The following is a 17,650-nucleotide window of genomic DNA, read 5'->3' as shown; positions in this document are numbered from 1 at the left end:
TGCTTGCCACGCCCTCCGGCAAATGCCGGGTAAACTCAGATGATGTTGCGGAACCGGGCTTCAGCCTCGGCCTTGCGCCGGGCGAACGCGGCGGCGTTGTGCTGGCGTCGGCCTTCCTTGCGTGCCTCATCGAGCGAGCGCAGCGCAATGGAGGTCCCGTCATAGGCAGGGTCCGTCACAACCGATACGTCGAACAATTCGACTTCCTCGACGGTGCGAAGCGGCGGGTCCTGCGTATCGTCCCAGCGCTGGACGGTTGCGCGGAACGCAAAGGACATCTTGTCGAGATCGCCGCGTTTCATCTTCGGCACGATCCGCTGGACGTCCGGGTCGCTCGCATCCAGCTCCGTCTCGATCTTCAGCCCATGGCTGTCTTCCGTCAGCTTGAGCGTGCCCGACCGGGTACGCGCCAGCGGCAGGCCCGCGTGGTTGATCAGGAAAGGCACATCGTTCGATCCCAGCGCCTTGCGAAACGCGCCGGGCAGGATGACCTCACGGAAGTAACCGCCGATGTCAGCCTCCTGATTGAACACGGCTGCGTAGCCGGAAACCTTGACGCCGGTCTCATCGGCGCGGATTTCGGCCGGGATGCCGCTACGCTTTTCAATGTCAGGCTTCGGCATTGTCGTCCTCTCCGTTATCGTCTGCCGGCTTCGGCAATGCCGACTGAACCGGCTGCTTGCCGAGCACCACGGTCGCGCCCTGGACCAGCAATTCGTCGGCATCCGGGTTCTTGTGCCTCGGCCGATTTTCCAGCGCCCGCCCTTCATTAGGCGTAATCTGCGCGGTCTGGATGGCGCGGGCGATACCCTCGACCCTCGACTTGAAGTCGCCGCGCATCAGGCCGTCCAGATTGTGCTCGACGTACAAGCCGCCGCTCTCTCGGCCGAACAGCTTCAGGTTCATCTCGCCTTCGAGCGCTTCCGACCATTGGCCGATCAGATGCTTGACCAGATGCAGGTCCTGTTGCTCGACATTGGCGAAAGTGCCTTTGCTCAGGTCTTGTAGGAAGGCCGGCGGCATCTGCCACGACCGCGCAATCTCCTGGATCTGAAACAGCCGTGCCTCGACCATCTGGCCCTTGGCAGGATCAAAGCCCACCGGCTTCAGTTCGTGGCCAGCCGGGATCGGCAGGATGGGACTCTTGTTCTCTTTGGCGAACTTGATGGCCCGGTCCACGTCGCCGGCCGCACGCTTCAATGCCGGATCGCCTTGCGGTAATGGCCCTGAAATCGCCAGAGGCGGAACGCCGCCGCCAGCAAAGAAGTTCGAACCATAATCGTTCATGGCAATAGCAAGCTGGATGGCCTTGGCTGCCAGATTGATCGGCCCGTAGTGCGAAAGCTGATCGGCCTTCAGCATGAACGGCACATCGATCACATCGGCGGCCGGGTATTCCTTGTTCTCGAACTTGTAGATCCGGCGCCCGGCAACCCGTTTGACGGTGACCTTACGCGGGTCCATCGGCCACAGGTTGACGATTTCCCTGCCATCCCGCTCGATCCACGCCAATCCACGGCCGCCGGTAAACACCTGCTGCCAGAAATATTGCCGAAACAGGAAACTCGACATTTCGTCGTTGGCATTGTCGTGAACGACCGCGCCGAGCTTGCCACTCACGCGCTTCGCGCCGTCCTTTGAGGACTGGTAGGCATGCAGCGGCAGCGCGGCCAGCGTACGCGACAGGAACGCCACAGCCGCCGCAACCGCCGGTACGGTCAAAGCTCGATCAATAGTGACAGGCGGCAGGTCGACAGACTGCACGCCAAAGAACGAAAGAAAGTTCTCCGCGCTGACGGGAACGCTCTCGTTCTCGGGCGACGTGGCAGAGCGCACCTCGCGCCGAACGTTGAAGCCGAACAGTTTCATGCGTTCACCAGAGAAAATTCAGGGTCATCCCACGGCGATGCCGGCGCGGGTTCATCGGCGATCATCCACCGACCCAGCGCCATGATGTGCGCCACCGGGCCGTCGATCTTGTTTTCGTCGCGCTCCTTGCGCGGATAGACCTGATCGCGGTGGTTGGCCTTGGTCACGACGTTCGACAGCATCCATGTGAAGATCGGATCGCCGTCATGGGCGATGGCCCGCTCACGGATCAGACCGTCCATTTCCTTCATCGGCTCGGAGAAGTTCTTCATCGTCGCGAAGACTTCCGTGCAGGTGATGCCCTCGGCCTGAAGCTCGCTCACCATCATGCGCGCCTGATCCGGATCGTAGGCGACCTCCAGAAGCTGGTGCTTGTCGCGGATGCCGAGAATGTCATCGCGGATCAGCGTCATGTCGTTCATCTCGCCGTCCGACTGGACGATGAGGCCGTCGCGGTGCCACGCCTGATAGTGCTCGTTCTCACCCTTCTCGATGGCGGCTGACGGCAGGTAGTAGCGGCCGAAGCGCGCGAACTTGAAATCCGTTTTGATCAGTTCCGCCGCCTTCGGGCAGTCGCACTCGTCGAGCTTGAACGTGATCTCCATCGCGGCCACGTCCACCTTGGACGCAAGATCGAGCCCGATCCGGCAAGGCTGGCCGGCGAAATCATCGATCGAGAGGCCCGGCACCGCACTTTCAATCCAGCGCTGGATGTTGAAGAAAACTTCCTTCGCGTTGACCCATTCGTTCAGGTGCTTGGTCTTGAAGCGCGAAACGTGCCGTGCGTTGTTGATCGCCTGGCGCTGCTCCGACAGCAGGAACTTGTCACCAACCGAAACACCAAAATTCGGGTTCGCCTTCCGAAGCGAGGCTTCCTCTGTCCAATCGTCCTCCGGATCAAGGCCGTACATCAGCGCAAACAGTTCGTCGTCATCGACGATCCCGTCGAGCATGCGGCGTGCTTCCTGCATCATGGCGTAGCAGGGACCGGCGATGTTGGAGCCCGCCGTTGTGATGACGAGGATCAATGGCTGATCCCGCGCTCCCATGCCGGTCTGCATCGTCGCGAGCATGTCGTCGGTCGCATGTTCATGATACTCGTCGATCAATCCGCAGTGCGGCGAGGAACCATCGCCCGGCTTGCCGATCACCGGTTCAAACCGGCTTTCGTTGCTCAGCATGTGCAGGTTCGACGCATTGACCGAGACGCCGTAGTGCTCGCGGAACGCCGCCTGTCGCATTGCCATGATGCGCGCCGGGCGAAAAACCTCCCATGCCTGCTTCTCTGTCGTGGCACCGGAATAGACCTCGGCACCGTGTTCACTGTCCGCCGCCAGCATGTAGAGGCCGATGGCCGCCGCCCATGCGCTTTTTCCGTTCTTCCGGGGGACCAAGAGAAGCGCCCGCCGGAACCGGCGAAACCCATCGACCTTGCTGATCCAGCCGAAGATGCAGATGGTCAGGAACACCTGCCACGGCTGCATCACCAGCGTCTCGCCGCGCGATGCCCAAGCGCCCTTCGTGTGCGGCATGAGCTCGACGAACTGGCAGACCTTCTCGGCCGCCGTCGGATCGAACCTGTAATCGAATGCTCGATCCCTCTGCCGGGCAAGGTCGTCGAGGTGACGCTGACATGCCAGCCGAACCCACTTGCAGGCCGGTATCTTCCCTGCGACTACCTCCTTGGCGTAGCGATTGCCGACCTCGACATGCGGGTGTTCAGCCGAGCGCCGCGAAGGGGTTCTTTTCATTTGGCTTGCTCACTGACACCTTCGAGCGCGCGGACGGCGATAAGCCGAACTCTGCGAGCAAGGACTGCGCATGCCGCATCGCTTCACTGCGCTGGGCCACGGCCGGATGCCCCTTGATCTGCTGACTGACGATCCGCCCTTCGTCGTCGTATTTCACGCCGCTGACAAAGGTCCGGCCGCCGTCCTCGATCATCGCCGTGCAGATTTCGATTTCCTCAAGACGGGACGCCGCCATCGCCAGCATCGCGGCATCCGAAACAGACGCGATCCCCATGTCAGCGATGATCACCGCAAGTTGGTCAAACAGTTCGGATGCGCGGGCAGACAGCCATGCCGGTGCCTCCATCGTGCCAGTAACTGAGGCGGGCGCGTCTGGGTTCATCCTGCAGGGCTGCGCGGTTCCCGCGACGATTTTCAAGTGATCAGGCGTGCGCTTTCTACCGGCCATCAAAAATGTCCTTCATTTTGCACGCGCAGAAGTTTCCTTGGGGCCGCCGGTCAGGGATCGAACCATGAAAGGTTTTGACCCTCCCCCTCCCACCCGAGAAACGGCCGAATAGTGCTTGACCTGTTATTCGCGCCTTGTGTCGTCTTTGGCATCCTGTGGCCTCAGGTCCTCGACCACATCGACAATGCAGCCTGTCCCGACCTTGTAGCCGGGGGGGCCTTCCGTCTCGTCCTTGAAGCTGAAGTCCCACGTCTGGCCATGTGCGGCGTGTCGGATACCAAGCTCCTTGGCGACAGCCTCACCCACGATGCGCTTCAACTCATGCCGATCGATGATGACGCGATGCCGACGCTCGTTCACCTCGGACGTGACGATCTTGCTCATTCCTCGTCGCCCTCGATCTCAACCACGACGTTCCAGCCTGTGACCAGTCCGGCAAGTTCGAACAGCCGCGTCGCTATCCAGATGCGGACACCGAACATGCGGGACATGCGGATGCTTACGGTGAGGCTGGACATCAGCTCCCTGCCATCAATGACGATCTCACCTGCGTTACGCGCCATGCCTCACCACCTCATCGCCTTCCCTGCGCTCGTAGGCGCTCCACCACTTGCCTATCGCCTCGAAGGTGATCTCCCTCGGGCGGGCGCTGTCTGCCTTCGCACGGGCCATGCATACCGCTGGCGGCGTCTCCAGCACGATGATGCGCTCGGGCTGCATCGTGTCTGCCCACCATTGCCTGTTGTCCGGTCTGGCCTCGGAGACGATCAGCCATGCACGGGGCCATTGCGCCGTTGACCGCATGATGTCGCCCAGCATCTCGTTGCGGGCGCGGATCGCTGGCGTCAGCCACTTGGCTCTGTCCCACCCGTGAAGCGATTGGCCCGACAGTTCCGAGGCGATGACATCGAGGTCGATCACCAGATCTCCGGGGCCGGCACGCTCCCTGACGTAGCTGCTCTTGCCCGAAGCAGGGGCGCCGCACACGATCACCAGCGGGATTGCTGAGGGTCGCAGCCATTCCGGCCGCCACTGGTGCTTGCCAAATGCCTGGTCCTTGGCAGTGCGTTTCAGGTGGCAGGGGCGGCACAGCGGCCGCAGGTTCTCCCATTCATTGTTGAAGCTGTCACTGTCGATGTGGTCGACCTCATCAGCCTGGACGATCTTCCCTGCCTGCTTGCAGAACCGGCACAACGGCTCCTGTGCGAGGATGACAAGGCGCAGCTTCTGCCACTGCCAGCCGTAGCCGCGCTCGGTGGTGGTCCTGCGGTGAGCCAGTGGCATGCTCGACATTGGATGATATGTTCCCCGCCACGCGCTCGTAGTTCAAATGGATAGAGCACCGGGCTTCGATCCCGTAGGTTGCAGGTTCGAGCCCTGCCGAGCGCACAACCCGTCGCTTGTCGGTCAGCGCCATGTGTGGTTACCTTTGATTGTTTTCAAAGCGGGAGGGCAAGAAATGGCATTGGATCCGACTAAGAGAATGTTTCGCAAATCCGGACCGCCGAATACGGTTCGTCCATTCCAGCCGACAATTGATATGAACAACCAACTTCCATTCGAGGAAAAGGTCTTGGACGCGCTTGAGAGCATTGCGGTGTCTCTCGCAGCCATCGATCACAATCTCGAAGGGATATTGAAGCGCCTCAACCAGAAGTGACTTGGCCTCACCGCTCCCGATAGGGTGCGAGGCGGTGCGCCGGACTGAAACCGGCTGTCAGTGGCGCGTCATGCTAACCGCGTTCTCTCGCCTCGATCGCTTGCCAACCAACAAAAAACCCGCCTGATTTGGCGGGTTTCGGTCGCAACTCCTGCAACTAGGCAAATCAGTAGCATAACTGCCGGCAAGGTTCAAGCAACGCGAGGGCGGCGCGGAACAAGGATGCCGTATTCCACAGCGAGATTGTCAAGGCCGATCTTCAGGAGCTTGACCACCACGTCGCGAGACTCGTCGACCTGCTTGGCTACTTCCGAGATGGACGAGCCAGAGCAACACACCGCCTGAACCACGCTGGAAACATCCCAGTGGCCGATGGCGTCCGTTGCCTTCTTGAAGGCGCGGCCAGTGTCGATGGCCTTTGCCGGAATGCCGCCGCCAAGTGCCCCGCCGTCCACACGTACCTGATAGGCGATGCCCTTTGCGCCAACGGATGAGAACGCTTCGAACTCATCCCGATAGCGCTTTCCAGCTTCTCGTTGCTGCCATGTCAACGAACTGATGCCGACAAGCGGATCGACAGTTCTGACGCGCACCACGCCGGACTGGCTCTTTTCCAGTTTGCGTTCTGCTTCGGCGGTTCCGTTGATCAGCCTTTCGCGGCCGTGACCATCGACCGTCAGAGCATAGTCCAACCCAGCGGCTTTACGTGCGCGCACCTGCTCCTTTTCCTCCTTGGGCACCTTGGGAACAGCGGGCTTCTTTTGCGCAGCTTTCGTCTTCCTGGTCATGTGGTGAACCTCTTTTCGGCCTGGCGTTTGAGATAGAGGCGGCGCTCCGGCGTGAGCTTGGCCACGGCCGGCCGCCAGTTCATGGGAGGCGTGTAAATCTGCGCGGGCGGATCGATGCGAAACCATCGGCCATCACGATCAAGGAAATACCGGAGGGCGGTTTCGAACTCTCCAGCCATGTCGTTGAACAGCAGTTCGCAGATCGTGCCGTCTGGCTTGGCGTCTGCCATTGCTCGCCACGGATTGAGGCAATCATAGGCTTCGCGGGCAAGTCGTTCGCTTATATGCATCGGCAGTCCTTGCTTTACTGGGTGACTGTTGATGAGCGCGCCTGTAAGCGCGCTCCACTCGACAGGATCAGGAGGCCAGTCGCATTGCCTTCTTCTTTCTCGTCTTCCTAAACCAGACGGCTGCCAGCGCCCTCCAGACGGGAATGCGGTTCATGTGTGCAAACGTTTTGGCTTCGTCCTCTGCGGTAAGGAATAGTTCGCCAATAGCTATAGAAAGGTCCGCCGGCTCGAAACGCGATGCGTACTCCTTGTCGGACATTAGGAGTTCACCTGCCTTGATGTGCTGGGAAGTGATCGGTGAGAGACCGCCGTCCGCTAACACCTCAAGAATTCGTCTGGCACCCGGCGCCGAATGGCGATCGATGAGTCCGCGTAATGACGATATGGCAATAGTTTCGCGCGGCTGGTACTTCGCTCCGCCCGGTACCGACTTCACGATTTTGACATTGGCGCGTGCACAGACCAGTTCAACAGTTTGAGCTTCAGGATCACCGGCAACCACCGATGCCTGATGCAACTGCAACGGCGTCACGCCCACGCGTTCTGTATTCTGCCCGACGAATGCGGACGCCTGCGACTGAGTGTCCGGTGCATCCACAATCATGATTGGGATCATGTTTATGTAGGGATTTGACACCGCCGCGATAGCCGTATGCTGACCGTCCAGCACCATCAACACCGTGCGGCCTTCATGATCGGAGTAAGCGCAGACTGGCGGCTTAAACTTTGCCCAGCAAAAATTCTGCACGATGCGCCGGATTTGACGGAGGCCCTTTTCTCCGACCTTTCTCTGGTATTCGTGGTCTACATAGAGGCTGCGGGGATCTACCCACTCGCAGATGGGCTCTCCCGTCGTCGGCTTGGCGGCTACGATTCCAGTGACGTCGATGCCGGCGATTTTCTGCTTGGTATTCATGCTCATTCCCTCAAAGATTTTGTGATGGCAGCCCTCAGAAATGTGGGCCTCATCTGCATGCAGTGAGGATGAGTTTGCGGCGATGACCTTGCGTAACTTTCGCCCGCTGTCCCCGCTACGCCGTAAACCAACTATGAGTGTGGGTGCCGAAATTGTAAGCAAATGCCCCGACATGCTCATGCCTCCCATACGATCCAACCTTGGCCGTCGCTTGGTTGAAGGAGGTATTCAGGAATTTGACAGCCGTTCTTTCCCGGCATCGGGCCCCAGTTTTCGACATGCCACTGCCGGCTGCTGCGGGCGAAGTTCAAACGCTTCAGCCAGTCATCGTCAGTGACCAAGCGCCGCTGGGGGGTGGTCGTCTGCTCCGCGAAGGACAGGTACCGGCCCTTGCTGATGAAGCGGCATGCATGGATCGGCGGGTAATCGGGGTTAGTCTTGCAGTAGGCGGCGAATGCCGGGACGGCTGCCACACAGGCTGCCCGTTGTTCCGTGTCTAGCCTCTTCCAAGCGTCGAATGCTTCCTGCTTCGACATGATCGGGGTCCGAGGGTACGGTTGCCAGAACGCCTCGAAGGCTTCCGGATACTCCCGTTTTTTCCGCGAAGGACGGGGAGCGTCCGAACCCGGTTCGGACATACTATTGGTTATTGGAGTGGTTACTGGACTGGTAGACTGAACCTCCTTCAGTGCCTTTTTGTCGTCAGGTTCAGTGCCTTTTGGAAAGAGGTTCAGTGCCTTTCCGGGGCGCACTGAACGTGCTTCAGTGCCTTGCTGCTGAACCTCCTTCAGTGCCTTTTTGTCGTCAGGTTCAGTGCCTTCATCCTCCGGCCATGCTGCTTCGTATTGGTGATTTTTCCACTTCTGACCCTTGAAGCCGTGCACGGATACCGACAGCCAGCCAGCATCTCTGGCAGCTTCGATATGCGTACAGACGGACCTTTCGGAGAGCCCTGTGGCGTCCGCAAGCTGCTTCGTCGTGGGATAGCAACCGTCACCGGCGTCATTCATGAACACCGAGATCGTCAGCAACACGTGGCGCGTTGTGGGCGAAAGGCGGGATTTGATAATGGCATGGCGCCACGTCCACGATCGGCTCGCTCTGCTCATCACAGCCTCGCCGCGTTTCTGACGGCCGAGCACGCAATGTCGACGAAAAGCTTGATCGTCTTCGTCGGGCCGTTGCGTTGCTTGGCGATGATGAATTCCAGATCATGCCGAACGTCTATGAGGCGACTAAGGCGGTCGTCCTCCTTGTCCTTGTCCTTCCCCTTGGCCTTTTCGAGGTAGTAAGCCTCACGGAAGAGGAAGGCGACCATATCGGCGTCCTGCTCGATGGAGCCCGATTCGCGGAGGTCGGAAAGCTGCGGGCGCTTGTCGTCGCGGCTTTCGAGTTGGCGCGAAAGCTGTGAAAGAGCGATGATGCCTAACCCGAACTCTCGGCCGAGTTCGCGCAGCGCCCAAGAAATTTCCGTGACTTCACCAACGCGATTTCCCGAGTAGCGGGCAGATGGCTTGATCAACTGGAGATAGTCGACGATCAGCACACCAAGCTTTACGCCTCGTGCTTCAGCCTGTTCGGCCATCCGCTCGACCTTCACGCGAATGTCGGAAATCGTCAGTCCTGACTGTTCCTCGATCCATAGAGGAAGTTGGTCGGCATCCTGATTGGCCTGCACGATGGCTGACAGTTCGGCTTCGGTTACGGTTCCCTTGATCAGGTTGGTGTAGGGAATTTCGACCTTCCAATCGTATGCGATGTCCGTAAGGCGGCGAATGGCAAGCTTCTTCGCGCCCATTTCGAGCGACAGGAAGCCAGCCCCCACGCCGGCACCGGCAGTCCGAAGCGCGACCGAAAGTGCGAACGCGGTCTTGCCCATTGATGGGCGCGCGCCAACGATGACCATCTCGCCCGGATGGATACCGCCAGTGGCTGCGTTGATGTCCGTCAACCCCCATGTGTGCCCGGTAAGGCCGTTCCCCCGCGCCATGGCATCCCGGACATCATGCAGAGCTGCCTCCGTTGCCTCATCGAGGTTGTGCATAGTCTTTCGGCGCGGCCCTGCACGAAGTTCGGCAGCAATATTGTCGAGATCGGCAGCTACTCCCTGAATGATCGTTTTCGGATCCGAGGTCGCCTCATGCGCGGCTGCGCGCAGGTTCCTCCCAACCTCGGCAGCTTTCAGGCGCGCCCATTGCTGGATGACAGCCCGTGCGCCACGCTCCAGACCGGCAGGGCCATTGACCACCGCGCGGGCAAGGGATGCCATATAGGCCATCGGAGGCTGGCCGGTGTCTTGATTGAACTTGAGATCGATATCAGCGGGCAGCAGCCGACCGACAACAGCCAGGTTGGTTGTGCCAAACTGTTCGTGCGCCGCGCGCATCGCACGGTAGATGAGCCGGTGGGCATCGGGAATGAAATGATCCTCCCGCAGATACGCCATCACTTTCCGGAAATCGCCGCCGAACAACAGGGTGCCGAGCACATCCTGTTCAATCTCGGGAACGAATGCGTCGTCAGGTATTTGCGCAAACGTCAAAGTGTATGCCTCCCGATCGCGGATGACGGCCGGTAGGTGTTTGCGACATAGAGATAGAAGAAGCTGGCGAATGCCTTGCCGGCAGCATGGGCGTCTGTCTTGTCGCCAGTTTCCAATGCTTTGCTGCGCAAATCACGCCACGCAAGGAATGCTCGCTCCTGCTCAGCATTCATCTGATCGTCGATGATGCTCATGGCTTGCCCTCATGCATGTGCATGTACGCACGTCCATCTGCGGGACGCACGCATGAGAGACGCTCGACCGCATGGCCCAGCAATCGGCCGGACACCACGCGACCGGTTTGCGGGCAGCATGCCAAGATTGTGCTGTCAGGGGTGCGGGTTAGGGTTGGTGAGGTCATGCGACAGACCTCGGGTCATCATGTGGAGGGTAGATGTCCGGCCGTAAATCGGATCGGCTCAAGCCGGTGATCCGCTCGATCTCCAGCACGCGATGCACAGGAACCTCCCGCCATTGGGAAATCGCCTGGGGGCTGATATTGAGCTTCTTGGCGAGCGCTATGCGTCCGCCGGCTTTTCGAAGCGCGAAGGCAAGTACGACATTCATGAGGCGGTAACCCTAATGGCGAAAGTGTCGTAAGTAAGTCAAACTTTCATTGAAAGCGCAAGCGACTTTCGTCAGAATGGCTGTCGATGTCACAGTTTCTCGGAAAAGCCATAGCAACCGCGCGGAAGCAGAAGGGCCTGTCTCAGCAGGCCGTCGCTGAAGCGCTTGGGATTTCACGTGTCGCGATCAGTCAATGGGAAAATGGCTCGACGGAGCCATCTACCGAGAACCTGATCAGGGTCTGCGATCTTCTGGACTTGAATCTCGCCGCCGCCACATCCGGGATGGTGAAGATCGAGGCAATCACCCCTTTAGGCCAGCCTGAAGGATTGGAAAGCGAGGTCGTTCGCTACGTTAGTGATCGTCGGCCTGAGAATCGGGACATCAATGATGAATTCATCCGGTTTCTGGACGGAAGTCCTGTTGACCCCGTTCGGCCGCGAGATGTGCCGGTTTACAGCGCACTGTTTGGCGACGGAGATGCGGATTTCTACCGATCAAACGAGATCATAGACTTCGTCCGGCGGCCGCAGAGCTACCAGCAGGCCGGCAAGCCCGGTAGCGTTTATGCCCTCTATGTCGTCACACCTGTTCTTGCGCCTCGGTACGAGGAGGGTGAACTGTTTTACGTTCAGCCGGGGCGGCCTGCCGTGCCGGGTGACTACGCCGTCATCAAACTCAAGGGCGGCGAAGAAAGTCAACAGAAGTGGCGAATGAGGAAACTTTTAGGCCGCGAAGGCAGCGGCTGGAAGGTCGCGTCATTTTTCCCGTCGGCTGAAACCATCATTGAAAATCAAGACATTGAGGCGATCCACCGCATTGTCCCCTGGGGCGAACTCGTAGACCGCTGAAATTTGCCCTTGCACTTTCTGCGAAAGCGATACTTACTGGCACCGTAAGTGAACGGAGCCGACATGCCCTATACTCTTCCCGCCACAGACGCCTATGCCGCTGACAGCGTCAGCGGGGCGGGTGCGCGTGGAGGGTGGCAGGGGCGAAGTCTTCAGCGAAGAGCGGCGAGGGTTTGCGTGATGAACTCGTGGCCGCCTGCGGGTGGGGGCTCAGTCGCGCCGATCTGGCGGCTTGATCTCAAGCATTCGCCGCCCATTTCCTTCTCCGACCCAAACTTTGAGATTCTCTTCGCCGCTCGAAATCCGTTCAAGGCTCATCAGAATCAAGTCGTTGGCAATGCCATCGAGCAGACCGATCGCGAGATCATACTCCTTCTGCAAGGCAGCAAGCCTTTCAACGACATCCGGACGAAGCAACACTGCCGCCGGAATGCGTTCTTTGGAAATCGACTTCCAGAGTTCATCGTTGGTAGCTTCGACGCGACCAAGGACTGTCAAGAATTTGCTACTACGTGTAACATCGCCACTCTGAGAATTTGCCTGAAGATCGCGCAGCAGCGCGGTCGCGTAATCGAGCGCATCGGTCAATTCATCCAAGCTCGGCTCTTCCGGAAACGCTTCGCGAAGAACATCGAGTATTTCCGAATTCATAGAGCGGCCGCTGTCTTCAGCTGCGCGTTTTATCTGGTCGCGCATGCCGGGCGGCAACCGCAACGGAAATTGATCTGCACCTCTGCCAGGCTTTGCCATAACTGTCTCCACAAGCGCATACATCACTGTGATTTTTTGCGCTTGACCGCAATAGCATTACCGTAATATAAATCACCGTAATTTCACGATTAACGTTAATGAGGAGTCAATGAGCCGCACAGATCCACAAATCAGCCTACGGGTTCCGCCGGACGTCAAGAAATGGTTGTCCCAGCAGGCCTCTAGGAACATGCGGTCGCTGAATGCCGAAGTGGTTATGGCGATCAAGGAGAAAATGGCGACGACGGGGCTTGAGTTTGGCGACGCAGACCCCGCCGAAGCCGGAGACCACAACACTCACAAGGAAAGTTGCAGTGCAGCATCAACATAGTACGTCTTCGCCCGGATTTCTACCGGCACAGATCGGGAACGGCCCGATCACCATGAGCAGCCGCGAAATCGCGGAATTGCTTGAAGCCCGCCACGATAGCGTGAAGCGTACCATCGAGCGCCTTGCGGAGCGTGGTGTAATCGGTCTTCCACCAACGGTGGAATACCTCGATACCCTTGGCCGAAAGGCCACCGAGTATCAGATCGGCAAGCGCGACAGTTACGTGATCGTCGCACAGCTCTCGCCGGAGTTCACGGCGCGCCTCGTCGACCGCTGGCAGGAACTGGAAGCTGGTCAGCAGCTTCGCCTCCCGACTACGGCCGAGGCCTTCGCCAGCGCCTTCACCATGATCGCCGAGCACGAGCGCCGGCAGGTTGAGCAAGGACAGCAGATCAAGGCCATAGAGGCCAAGGTCGCCCAAGTCGCTCAGGCTCATGTCGCTTTGGATAAAATGCCGACCGACTGCGAATCCATCGTCTACATCCGGAAACGTATGAATAAGACCTACGGACTGTCGGAGGTCGTCGTCGACAGAGTAATGCGCGATACGCCTTACTCGCCGACGATCCGAGCGCTGGTGAAAAACCAGCACGTCGACGCCGATGGCGCTCACTATGCCGGTTTCGCGAAGAAGGAAGTAACGGCGATCTTCAAACGCTTCGTCGGTGAATGCCAGATGATGAGTGCCACGATGGCAACGCATCCCTTCGTCGAAGGCCGGTTCAAGCTGACCGGAAAGGCAGGCGCGTGATGCTGGACACAACAAAGCTCACCCGCATCTGCGACATCGCCGAACGCGCGCTGGACGTGCACGCCCACGAGCGCAAGCGGAAGTCTGCATATCTGACGCTGGTCGACGCCTATCAGGCTTGGAAGACCGAACACAAGATCGGGCGTGTCGAGCGGAACTCGCCAGAGTGGAAGCAGATGCAGGCCGACACCGAGGACGAATACGCTCGGTTCTGTGTCGCGCGGGATCAGGAATACAACGCCCGCCGCAGGCTCGACACGGCCATCCGCAGGTATCACGCCGCCTAACCGAACATCGGCGCGGCTGGCCCGCGCTCCACCAAATTCCGAATGGAGATTTCCATGAACACGAACGACGCTACGCGAGCGACCGCTGAAACTATGCCCGATCTCTTTGCGCTTGCCTCAAGCATGGAAGACGACATGCACAAGGTCTCTGATCTTGCGTTCCTGATTAACGATTATCTGACACGCGGTGACCGGATCACCTTGGAAATGCAGCAGGCCCTATGCTGGCCGGCCAGCGAACTGGTCGAGGTCGGTAGGAAATTGCGCGCCCATAGCGTGGCTCTCTATGCTGCGTCAAAGCGCCCGGCCACTCTTCTCAATGAGGAGACCCGGCCATGAAGGTAATCATCAAATCGCAAGAAATCGAAGCTGGTGACGCGCTCAATCGCGGCGTCGACAAGGTTCGCACAGTCATGTGTGCCTTGTTCGGCGGAGAGGTTGACGAACGCGACCTGGACAGTCTGGCCGCTGTGCTGGAACAGGCATTGCGGGACTTTGATGCCGTCGTTCCGGTGATGTGGGAGGACGACAAATGAGCCGCTTCGTCCCCCAGCGCGACATGAGTGCCGACGAAATAATGGGCTGCATTTCGCAGGCCGAAGCCATCATGATCCTGTGCGCAAATGCGTCTGATAGCGTGTTCAACGACATAGGCGACAAAGATATTCTGGCATGCGCCATGAACAATGCGCTGAAGCTCGCCATCGATCTTATGGACCCGGTAAGGGATGCATTGGCCTCTCACGAAGGGCTGAAAGGCGGTGCAGAATGAGCACCGACGCGAAGCTGGTCGAACTCGGCCGCCAGTTCGAGCACGCCAAGGCGGAGGCCCGCGCTCTTCAGGCGGAAAGAAAGCGGACATACAGGCTCTACATTGAAGCCGCAAACGAAAAAAACGTGCCGCTTGCAGACGTCAAAACGCGCAATCATATTGCCCGCCAGTGCGGCTACCAAGCTGCATACAGGGCCTTCGAGGAAAGGCACAAAGAAGCCATTCGCCTCATGCGGGCCATCGACCGGGAGCAGGCGACGACCCTTCCGGGCTTTGCCGTGAAGCTTGCAGCCGTAGCGTTCGATCAGTTCGATTTCGATCTGGAACCTACAGCGTCTTATGCAGCCGAAAAGAAGCTTCTTCGCTTGTCAAAGGAGATTTCCAAGGCGGCTGGGCGTGAATTGCGCCAAGGCGGTGCAGCATGATTGGCTACACCGTCGATGATCTGGAAAGCGGCCTCCGCCACCTGAAGGACGTGTTGAGCGTCGCCTGCGAAATCCAGTTCGGCCAGCCAGCAGGCGAGACAGATAAACGGGTCGATAGCCTCCTGTGGATCGCGGACGGCATCGCGAAGACGGTTTATGAATACCATACCACGCCACCGGACGAGCGGCAGAAAGACGGTGACGCGTGATCATCGCCCTTCTTCGCATAACACTGGCGCGCGGCCTGCTGAAACTGAGCGATGCTATCCTCGCTGTCGTCGAATGGCTGCTGTATCGAGGTCCTGAAAAGTCCGACCGCGTGGTCCCGAAAGGCCGCGCCCACCTACAGCCGGCCGAACTCCTGCTGCTCGGCTCGATCGTAGGCGTTGGCATTGCCGGCGTCTGGATCGGGATAGTCTGGAGGGCTGCGCAATGAGCATGGCCCTCCAGCTTAGAGCAGCCCGTGACGAGATCAGGTTGCTTACCGGCAGGCTGACCGAGGCCGAATATCGAGCCGCAGATGCCCAGCGCGAAACACGTCAGGTCGCGGCCGAGCGGGACCTGTGGAAGCATCAGGCCGAGGCGGCGCAGGCTGCGTTGAAGTCCATGGGGAGGGCGACGGAATGATTACCCTGCCCGAATACATCGAGCCGGATGAGATGGCGCAACATCTTGGCTGGTCACCCCGTCGTTTACGAGATTTCGCAAGAAAGCTTGGCGCGTGCCGAATTCTGGGCAATCGTATGGTGCTGACCAAGTCTGACGTTGACGCAATCATGGAGGCGACACGCCCATGCCCCTCAAGCTCTACCGCCGCGACGACGGCGAAATCTGGCACTATAGGGGCACCGTTGCCGGGCGGAGATTACGAGGCTCTACTGGCACGGCGCAAAAAGAAGTCGCCCAGCGGTTCATCGCGGAACTCGAAACCCGTCAGTGGAAAGGTCATTTCGATGGACCGGAATCGGTCCTGACGTTCGCCCAGGCTGCGATCCTCTACCGGGATGCCGAGAAGGCAACCCGTTTTCTCGATAAGGTCGAAGACTACTGGAAGGATAAGTCGGTGAAGGACATCACCGGCGGCGCGGTTCGCAAAGGCGCCATCACCACCTTTCCGAACGCTGGCGGGGCAACACGAAATCGCCAGTTCATCGTTCCGACAATGGCCATAATCAACCACGCTGCATCGCTCGACCTCTGCCGCCATGTGAAGGTCGAACGCTTCCCTGTCACGAAGAAGGAGAAGGAGCCTGCGACGTGGGAATGGGTGCAGGCATTCATGGCCGTGTCCACCCCGCACCTTGGAGCGCTGGCGGCTTTCATGTTTCTCACGGGAGCCCGGATCACCGAGGCTATCAACCTGCGATGGGGAGACGTGGACCTGACCGCTCGCCGGGCGCTGATCAGGCAGACCAAGGTTTCCGAGGAGCGCAAGGCGCATCTTCCGCCTGCCCTCGTCGCTGCGCTCGCCAACATTCCCAGCAATCGGGAAGATACGGAAAAGGTGTTCGGCTACTCATCTCGAAATACGGCGAAGCACCCATGGTTTGCTGCCTGCAAGCGAGCCAAGATCAAGGTGCTGACCTTCCACTCCTGCCGCCACGGCTTTGCCACTGCGCTCCTGCACCGGCGTATCGATCCGATTACGGTCGCGAAGCTAGGTGGGTGGAAATCGGCCCAGCACGTGTTTCAGACCTACGGCCACGCGATGGACGACGACACGCTGGCAGATCTGATCACTGACACGCCAACGACACGCGCAAAAAAGAGAGCGCGAAAAGCTTCATAAAAACAATATCTTGTAAGTTTTTCGCCATACTCTCGTTGGGAAGAGGTGGCCCACTGGCGGGGATAGCGGAACGCTCGAAAAACCACAAGGGAAAAAATTTCGCCGCCCTTGCGGGGGAAAGCAGCAGGCAGCGTTCGTGCTGTGGACACACAGGCATCGGCGCGGAGACAGGACGCCGCTTCTGTCGCCGGACGTCATCGATCCGCCCTAAGAGCGCGAGGAAAGCCGGCCGTGCGGCTGTTCGTTTCGAGGATTTGCGGTTAGAAAACAAGGCTTGGAGCGAGGTGACGATTCCATGGAAAGTCATCTCTCTCCAGGCTCCTAACGGGCTCAGAGGATGGAAGCCACATGACTGAATCGGCAATCGCGGTTTCTGCCAGTGTCGAAACGACCGCGGCATTGGCGTTCCAATCCGCCATTATCGCGCTTCCACTCGCGGCGGTCGTGACGGCGATAGCCGCTTATCTTTTGCATCTGGTCCGTAGCCATCAGCCACGTGGCGCAGCGCGTTCCGGAGGCGCAAGCACAAGCGGTTCGCCGCGTTGACGACCACATGAAAGGCGGGCATTGTGCCGCCAATTCTTCAAGAGGGCACAATGCGTTACATACTCACCGCCTTGAGCATGCTGATACTGGCGGGGTGCGCCATGGATGGCGGATACGCCACCTGGGGAAATCGCGGAAGCGACGAACCGAAGCAATATTCTCCTACTCAGAAGCAGGAAGGCGGCTCGCATGCGGGCTCGAGCCGTTCGAGCACCAAACTCTGAACCGTCCCGGGGTGGATGACGAACTCAGCCACCCCTGATCACGCTCGGGCCATCCGCCGCCGACAGGGTGGCGCCATCGCATGGCCTTCGGTT

General features: G+C 59.2%; 28 protein-coding genes and 1 tRNA gene. 14 read left to right on the top strand and 15 right to left on the bottom strand.

Translation table 11 applies throughout. The features are described 5' to 3' along the window. Positions 1-35: 35 nt before the first annotated feature. The 7 genes from C7441_RS21570 to C7441_RS21540 all read right to left on the bottom strand — a co-directional run bounded on the left by C7441_RS21570 (position 36) and on the right by C7441_RS21540 (position 5,361). Positions 36-623 carry an HK97 family phage prohead protease gene (locus C7441_RS21570; RefSeq protein WP_109614622.1) on the bottom strand — a complete coding sequence of 196 codons (588 nt, stop codon included), beginning with the start codon at positions 621-623 and terminating at the stop codon, positions 36-38. Next, complete coding sequence (locus tag C7441_RS21565) at positions 610-1,869, bottom strand: phage portal protein (RefSeq protein ID WP_109614621.1); 1,260 nt, start codon at positions 1,867-1,869, stop codon at positions 610-612. Before C7441_RS21565 ends, C7441_RS21570 begins: the two co-directional genes overlap by 14 nt. Continuing rightward, on the bottom strand, positions 1,866-3,620 hold the full coding sequence (locus tag C7441_RS21560; protein WP_109614620.1) for a terminase large subunit: 1,755 nt from the start codon (positions 3,618-3,620) through the stop codon (positions 1,866-1,868). Before C7441_RS21560 ends, C7441_RS21565 begins: the two co-directional genes overlap by 4 nt. After that, a complete protein-coding gene (locus C7441_RS21555; protein WP_109614619.1) occupies positions 3,589-4,068 on the bottom strand; it encodes a phage terminase small subunit P27 family in 480 nt (159 codons plus the stop codon). Before C7441_RS21555 ends, C7441_RS21560 begins: the two co-directional genes overlap by 32 nt. A gap of 123 nt (positions 4,069-4,191) precedes the next feature. Continuing rightward, positions 4,192-4,452 (bottom strand): hypothetical protein, encoded by a 261-nt coding sequence (locus C7441_RS21550; RefSeq protein WP_109614618.1) that lies wholly within the window; start codon positions 4,450-4,452, stop codon positions 4,192-4,194. Continuing rightward, positions 4,449-4,631 (bottom strand): hypothetical protein, encoded by a 183-nt coding sequence (locus tag C7441_RS21545; RefSeq protein WP_109614617.1) that lies wholly within the window; start codon positions 4,629-4,631, stop codon positions 4,449-4,451. Before C7441_RS21545 ends, C7441_RS21550 begins: the two co-directional genes overlap by 4 nt. Then, entirely contained in the window at positions 4,621-5,361 is a 741-nt protein-coding gene (locus tag C7441_RS21540; RefSeq protein ID WP_109614616.1) for an AAA family ATPase, read from the bottom strand. The genes C7441_RS21545 and C7441_RS21540 overlap by 11 nt, the downstream gene beginning before the upstream one ends. 22 nt (positions 5,362-5,383) lie before the next feature. Here C7441_RS21540 and C7441_RS21535 point away from each other — a divergent pair. Further along, positions 5,384-5,457, top strand: a tRNA-Arg gene (locus C7441_RS21535). A gap of 70 nt (positions 5,458-5,527) precedes the next feature. Then, positions 5,528-5,728 carry a hypothetical protein gene (locus C7441_RS23885; RefSeq protein WP_146201547.1) on the top strand — a complete coding sequence of 67 codons (201 nt, stop codon included), beginning with the start codon at positions 5,528-5,530 and terminating at the stop codon, positions 5,726-5,728. A 191-nt stretch (positions 5,729-5,919) separates the two neighbouring features. On the opposite strand, the gene C7441_RS21530 is transcribed toward C7441_RS23885, so the two are convergent. The 7 genes from C7441_RS21530 to C7441_RS21500 form a co-directional block, all read right to left on the bottom strand. Next, positions 5,920-6,516 carry a hypothetical protein gene (locus tag C7441_RS21530; protein ID WP_109614615.1) on the bottom strand — a complete coding sequence of 199 codons (597 nt, stop codon included), beginning with the start codon at positions 6,514-6,516 and terminating at the stop codon, positions 5,920-5,922. Then, positions 6,513-6,806: a hypothetical protein gene (locus C7441_RS21525; protein ID WP_109614614.1), complete on the bottom strand. Its 294-nt coding sequence runs from the start codon at positions 6,804-6,806 to the stop codon at positions 6,513-6,515. The genes C7441_RS21530 and C7441_RS21525 overlap by 4 nt, the downstream gene beginning before the upstream one ends. A 67-nt stretch (positions 6,807-6,873) precedes the next feature. Further along, on the bottom strand, positions 6,874-7,722 hold the full coding sequence (locus tag C7441_RS21520) for a hypothetical protein (protein WP_146201546.1): 849 nt from the start codon (positions 7,720-7,722) through the stop codon (positions 6,874-6,876). A gap of 176 nt (positions 7,723-7,898) precedes the next feature. Beyond that, on the bottom strand, positions 7,899-8,831 hold the full coding sequence (locus tag C7441_RS21515) for a helix-turn-helix domain-containing protein (RefSeq protein WP_146201545.1): 933 nt from the start codon (positions 8,829-8,831) through the stop codon (positions 7,899-7,901). Beyond that, positions 8,831-10,264 carry a replicative DNA helicase gene (locus C7441_RS21510; protein ID WP_244916222.1) on the bottom strand — a complete coding sequence of 478 codons (1,434 nt, stop codon included), beginning with the start codon at positions 10,262-10,264 and terminating at the stop codon, positions 8,831-8,833. Before C7441_RS21510 ends, C7441_RS21515 begins: the two co-directional genes overlap by 1 nt. Beyond that, positions 10,261-10,458, bottom strand: a complete 198-nt coding sequence (locus tag C7441_RS21505) for a hypothetical protein (protein ID WP_109614611.1) — start codon at positions 10,456-10,458, stop codon at positions 10,261-10,263. The genes C7441_RS21510 and C7441_RS21505 overlap by 4 nt, the downstream gene beginning before the upstream one ends. Positions 10,459-10,621: 163 nt before the next feature. Beyond that, positions 10,622-10,831: a transcriptional regulator gene (locus tag C7441_RS21500; RefSeq protein ID WP_109614610.1), complete on the bottom strand. Its 210-nt coding sequence runs from the start codon at positions 10,829-10,831 to the stop codon at positions 10,622-10,624. 86 nt (positions 10,832-10,917) lie between these two features. Between C7441_RS21500 and C7441_RS21495 the strand changes: the two genes are divergently transcribed. Then, complete coding sequence (locus C7441_RS21495; RefSeq protein ID WP_109614609.1) at positions 10,918-11,682, top strand: XRE family transcriptional regulator; 765 nt, start codon at positions 10,918-10,920, stop codon at positions 11,680-11,682. A gap of 210 nt (positions 11,683-11,892) precedes the next feature. Here C7441_RS21495 and C7441_RS21490 read toward each other — a convergent pair whose 3' ends face one another. Then, on the bottom strand, positions 11,893-12,432 hold the full coding sequence (locus tag C7441_RS21490; protein WP_109614647.1) for an Arc family DNA-binding protein: 540 nt from the start codon (positions 12,430-12,432) through the stop codon (positions 11,893-11,895). 109 nt (positions 12,433-12,541) lie between these two features. Between C7441_RS21490 and C7441_RS24450 the strand changes: the two genes are divergently transcribed. The 11 genes from C7441_RS24450 to C7441_RS21435 all read left to right on the top strand — a co-directional run bounded on the left by C7441_RS24450 (position 12,542) and on the right by C7441_RS21435 (position 16,787). Beyond that, positions 12,542-12,763, top strand: coding sequence for an Arc family DNA-binding protein (locus C7441_RS24450; protein ID WP_109614608.1), 222 nt, complete (start codon positions 12,542-12,544; stop codon positions 12,761-12,763). Between the two features lie 52 nt (positions 12,764-12,815). After that, on the top strand, positions 12,816-13,514 hold the full coding sequence (locus C7441_RS21480) for a Rha family transcriptional regulator (RefSeq protein ID WP_170125222.1): 699 nt from the start codon (positions 12,816-12,818) through the stop codon (positions 13,512-13,514). Then, entirely contained in the window at positions 13,514-13,801 is a 288-nt protein-coding gene (locus tag C7441_RS21475) for a hypothetical protein (protein WP_109614606.1), read from the top strand. The genes C7441_RS21480 and C7441_RS21475 overlap by 1 nt, the downstream gene beginning before the upstream one ends. 54 nt (positions 13,802-13,855) lie before the next feature. After that, positions 13,856-14,140: a hypothetical protein gene (locus C7441_RS21470; RefSeq protein ID WP_146201544.1), complete on the top strand. Its 285-nt coding sequence runs from the start codon at positions 13,856-13,858 to the stop codon at positions 14,138-14,140. Further along, positions 14,137-14,337 (top strand): hypothetical protein, encoded by a 201-nt coding sequence (locus tag C7441_RS21465; RefSeq protein WP_109614604.1) that lies wholly within the window; start codon positions 14,137-14,139, stop codon positions 14,335-14,337. The genes C7441_RS21470 and C7441_RS21465 overlap by 4 nt, the downstream gene beginning before the upstream one ends. Further along, positions 14,334-14,573 (top strand): hypothetical protein, encoded by a 240-nt coding sequence (locus tag C7441_RS21460; protein WP_109614603.1) that lies wholly within the window; start codon positions 14,334-14,336, stop codon positions 14,571-14,573. Before C7441_RS21465 ends, C7441_RS21460 begins: the two co-directional genes overlap by 4 nt. Beyond that, entirely contained in the window at positions 14,570-14,998 is a 429-nt protein-coding gene (locus tag C7441_RS21455; protein ID WP_109614602.1) for a hypothetical protein, read from the top strand. The genes C7441_RS21460 and C7441_RS21455 overlap by 4 nt, the downstream gene beginning before the upstream one ends. Further along, complete coding sequence (locus tag C7441_RS21450) at positions 14,995-15,207, top strand: hypothetical protein (protein ID WP_109614601.1); 213 nt, start codon at positions 14,995-14,997, stop codon at positions 15,205-15,207. Before C7441_RS21455 ends, C7441_RS21450 begins: the two co-directional genes overlap by 4 nt. Beyond that, positions 15,204-15,434, top strand: a complete 231-nt coding sequence (locus C7441_RS21445) for a hypothetical protein (RefSeq protein ID WP_109614600.1) — start codon at positions 15,204-15,206, stop codon at positions 15,432-15,434. The genes C7441_RS21450 and C7441_RS21445 overlap by 4 nt, the downstream gene beginning before the upstream one ends. Then, positions 15,431-15,625: a hypothetical protein gene (locus C7441_RS21440; RefSeq protein ID WP_146201543.1), complete on the top strand. Its 195-nt coding sequence runs from the start codon at positions 15,431-15,433 to the stop codon at positions 15,623-15,625. The genes C7441_RS21445 and C7441_RS21440 overlap by 4 nt, the downstream gene beginning before the upstream one ends. A gap of 166 nt (positions 15,626-15,791) precedes the next feature. Next, positions 15,792-16,787 (top strand): tyrosine-type recombinase/integrase, encoded by a 996-nt coding sequence (locus C7441_RS21435; protein ID WP_109614598.1) that lies wholly within the window; start codon positions 15,792-15,794, stop codon positions 16,785-16,787. The last annotated feature ends 863 nt before the right edge of the window (positions 16,788-17,650 follow it).

Source organism: Pseudaminobacter salicylatoxidans (genome assembly GCF_003148475.1).
GTDB classification, from domain to species: domain Bacteria; phylum Pseudomonadota; class Alphaproteobacteria; order Rhizobiales; family Rhizobiaceae; genus Pseudaminobacter; species Pseudaminobacter salicylatoxidans.
The sequence above is the reverse complement of the archived record's forward strand: the minus strand, read 5'-3'. Positions and strand labels throughout refer to the sequence as shown.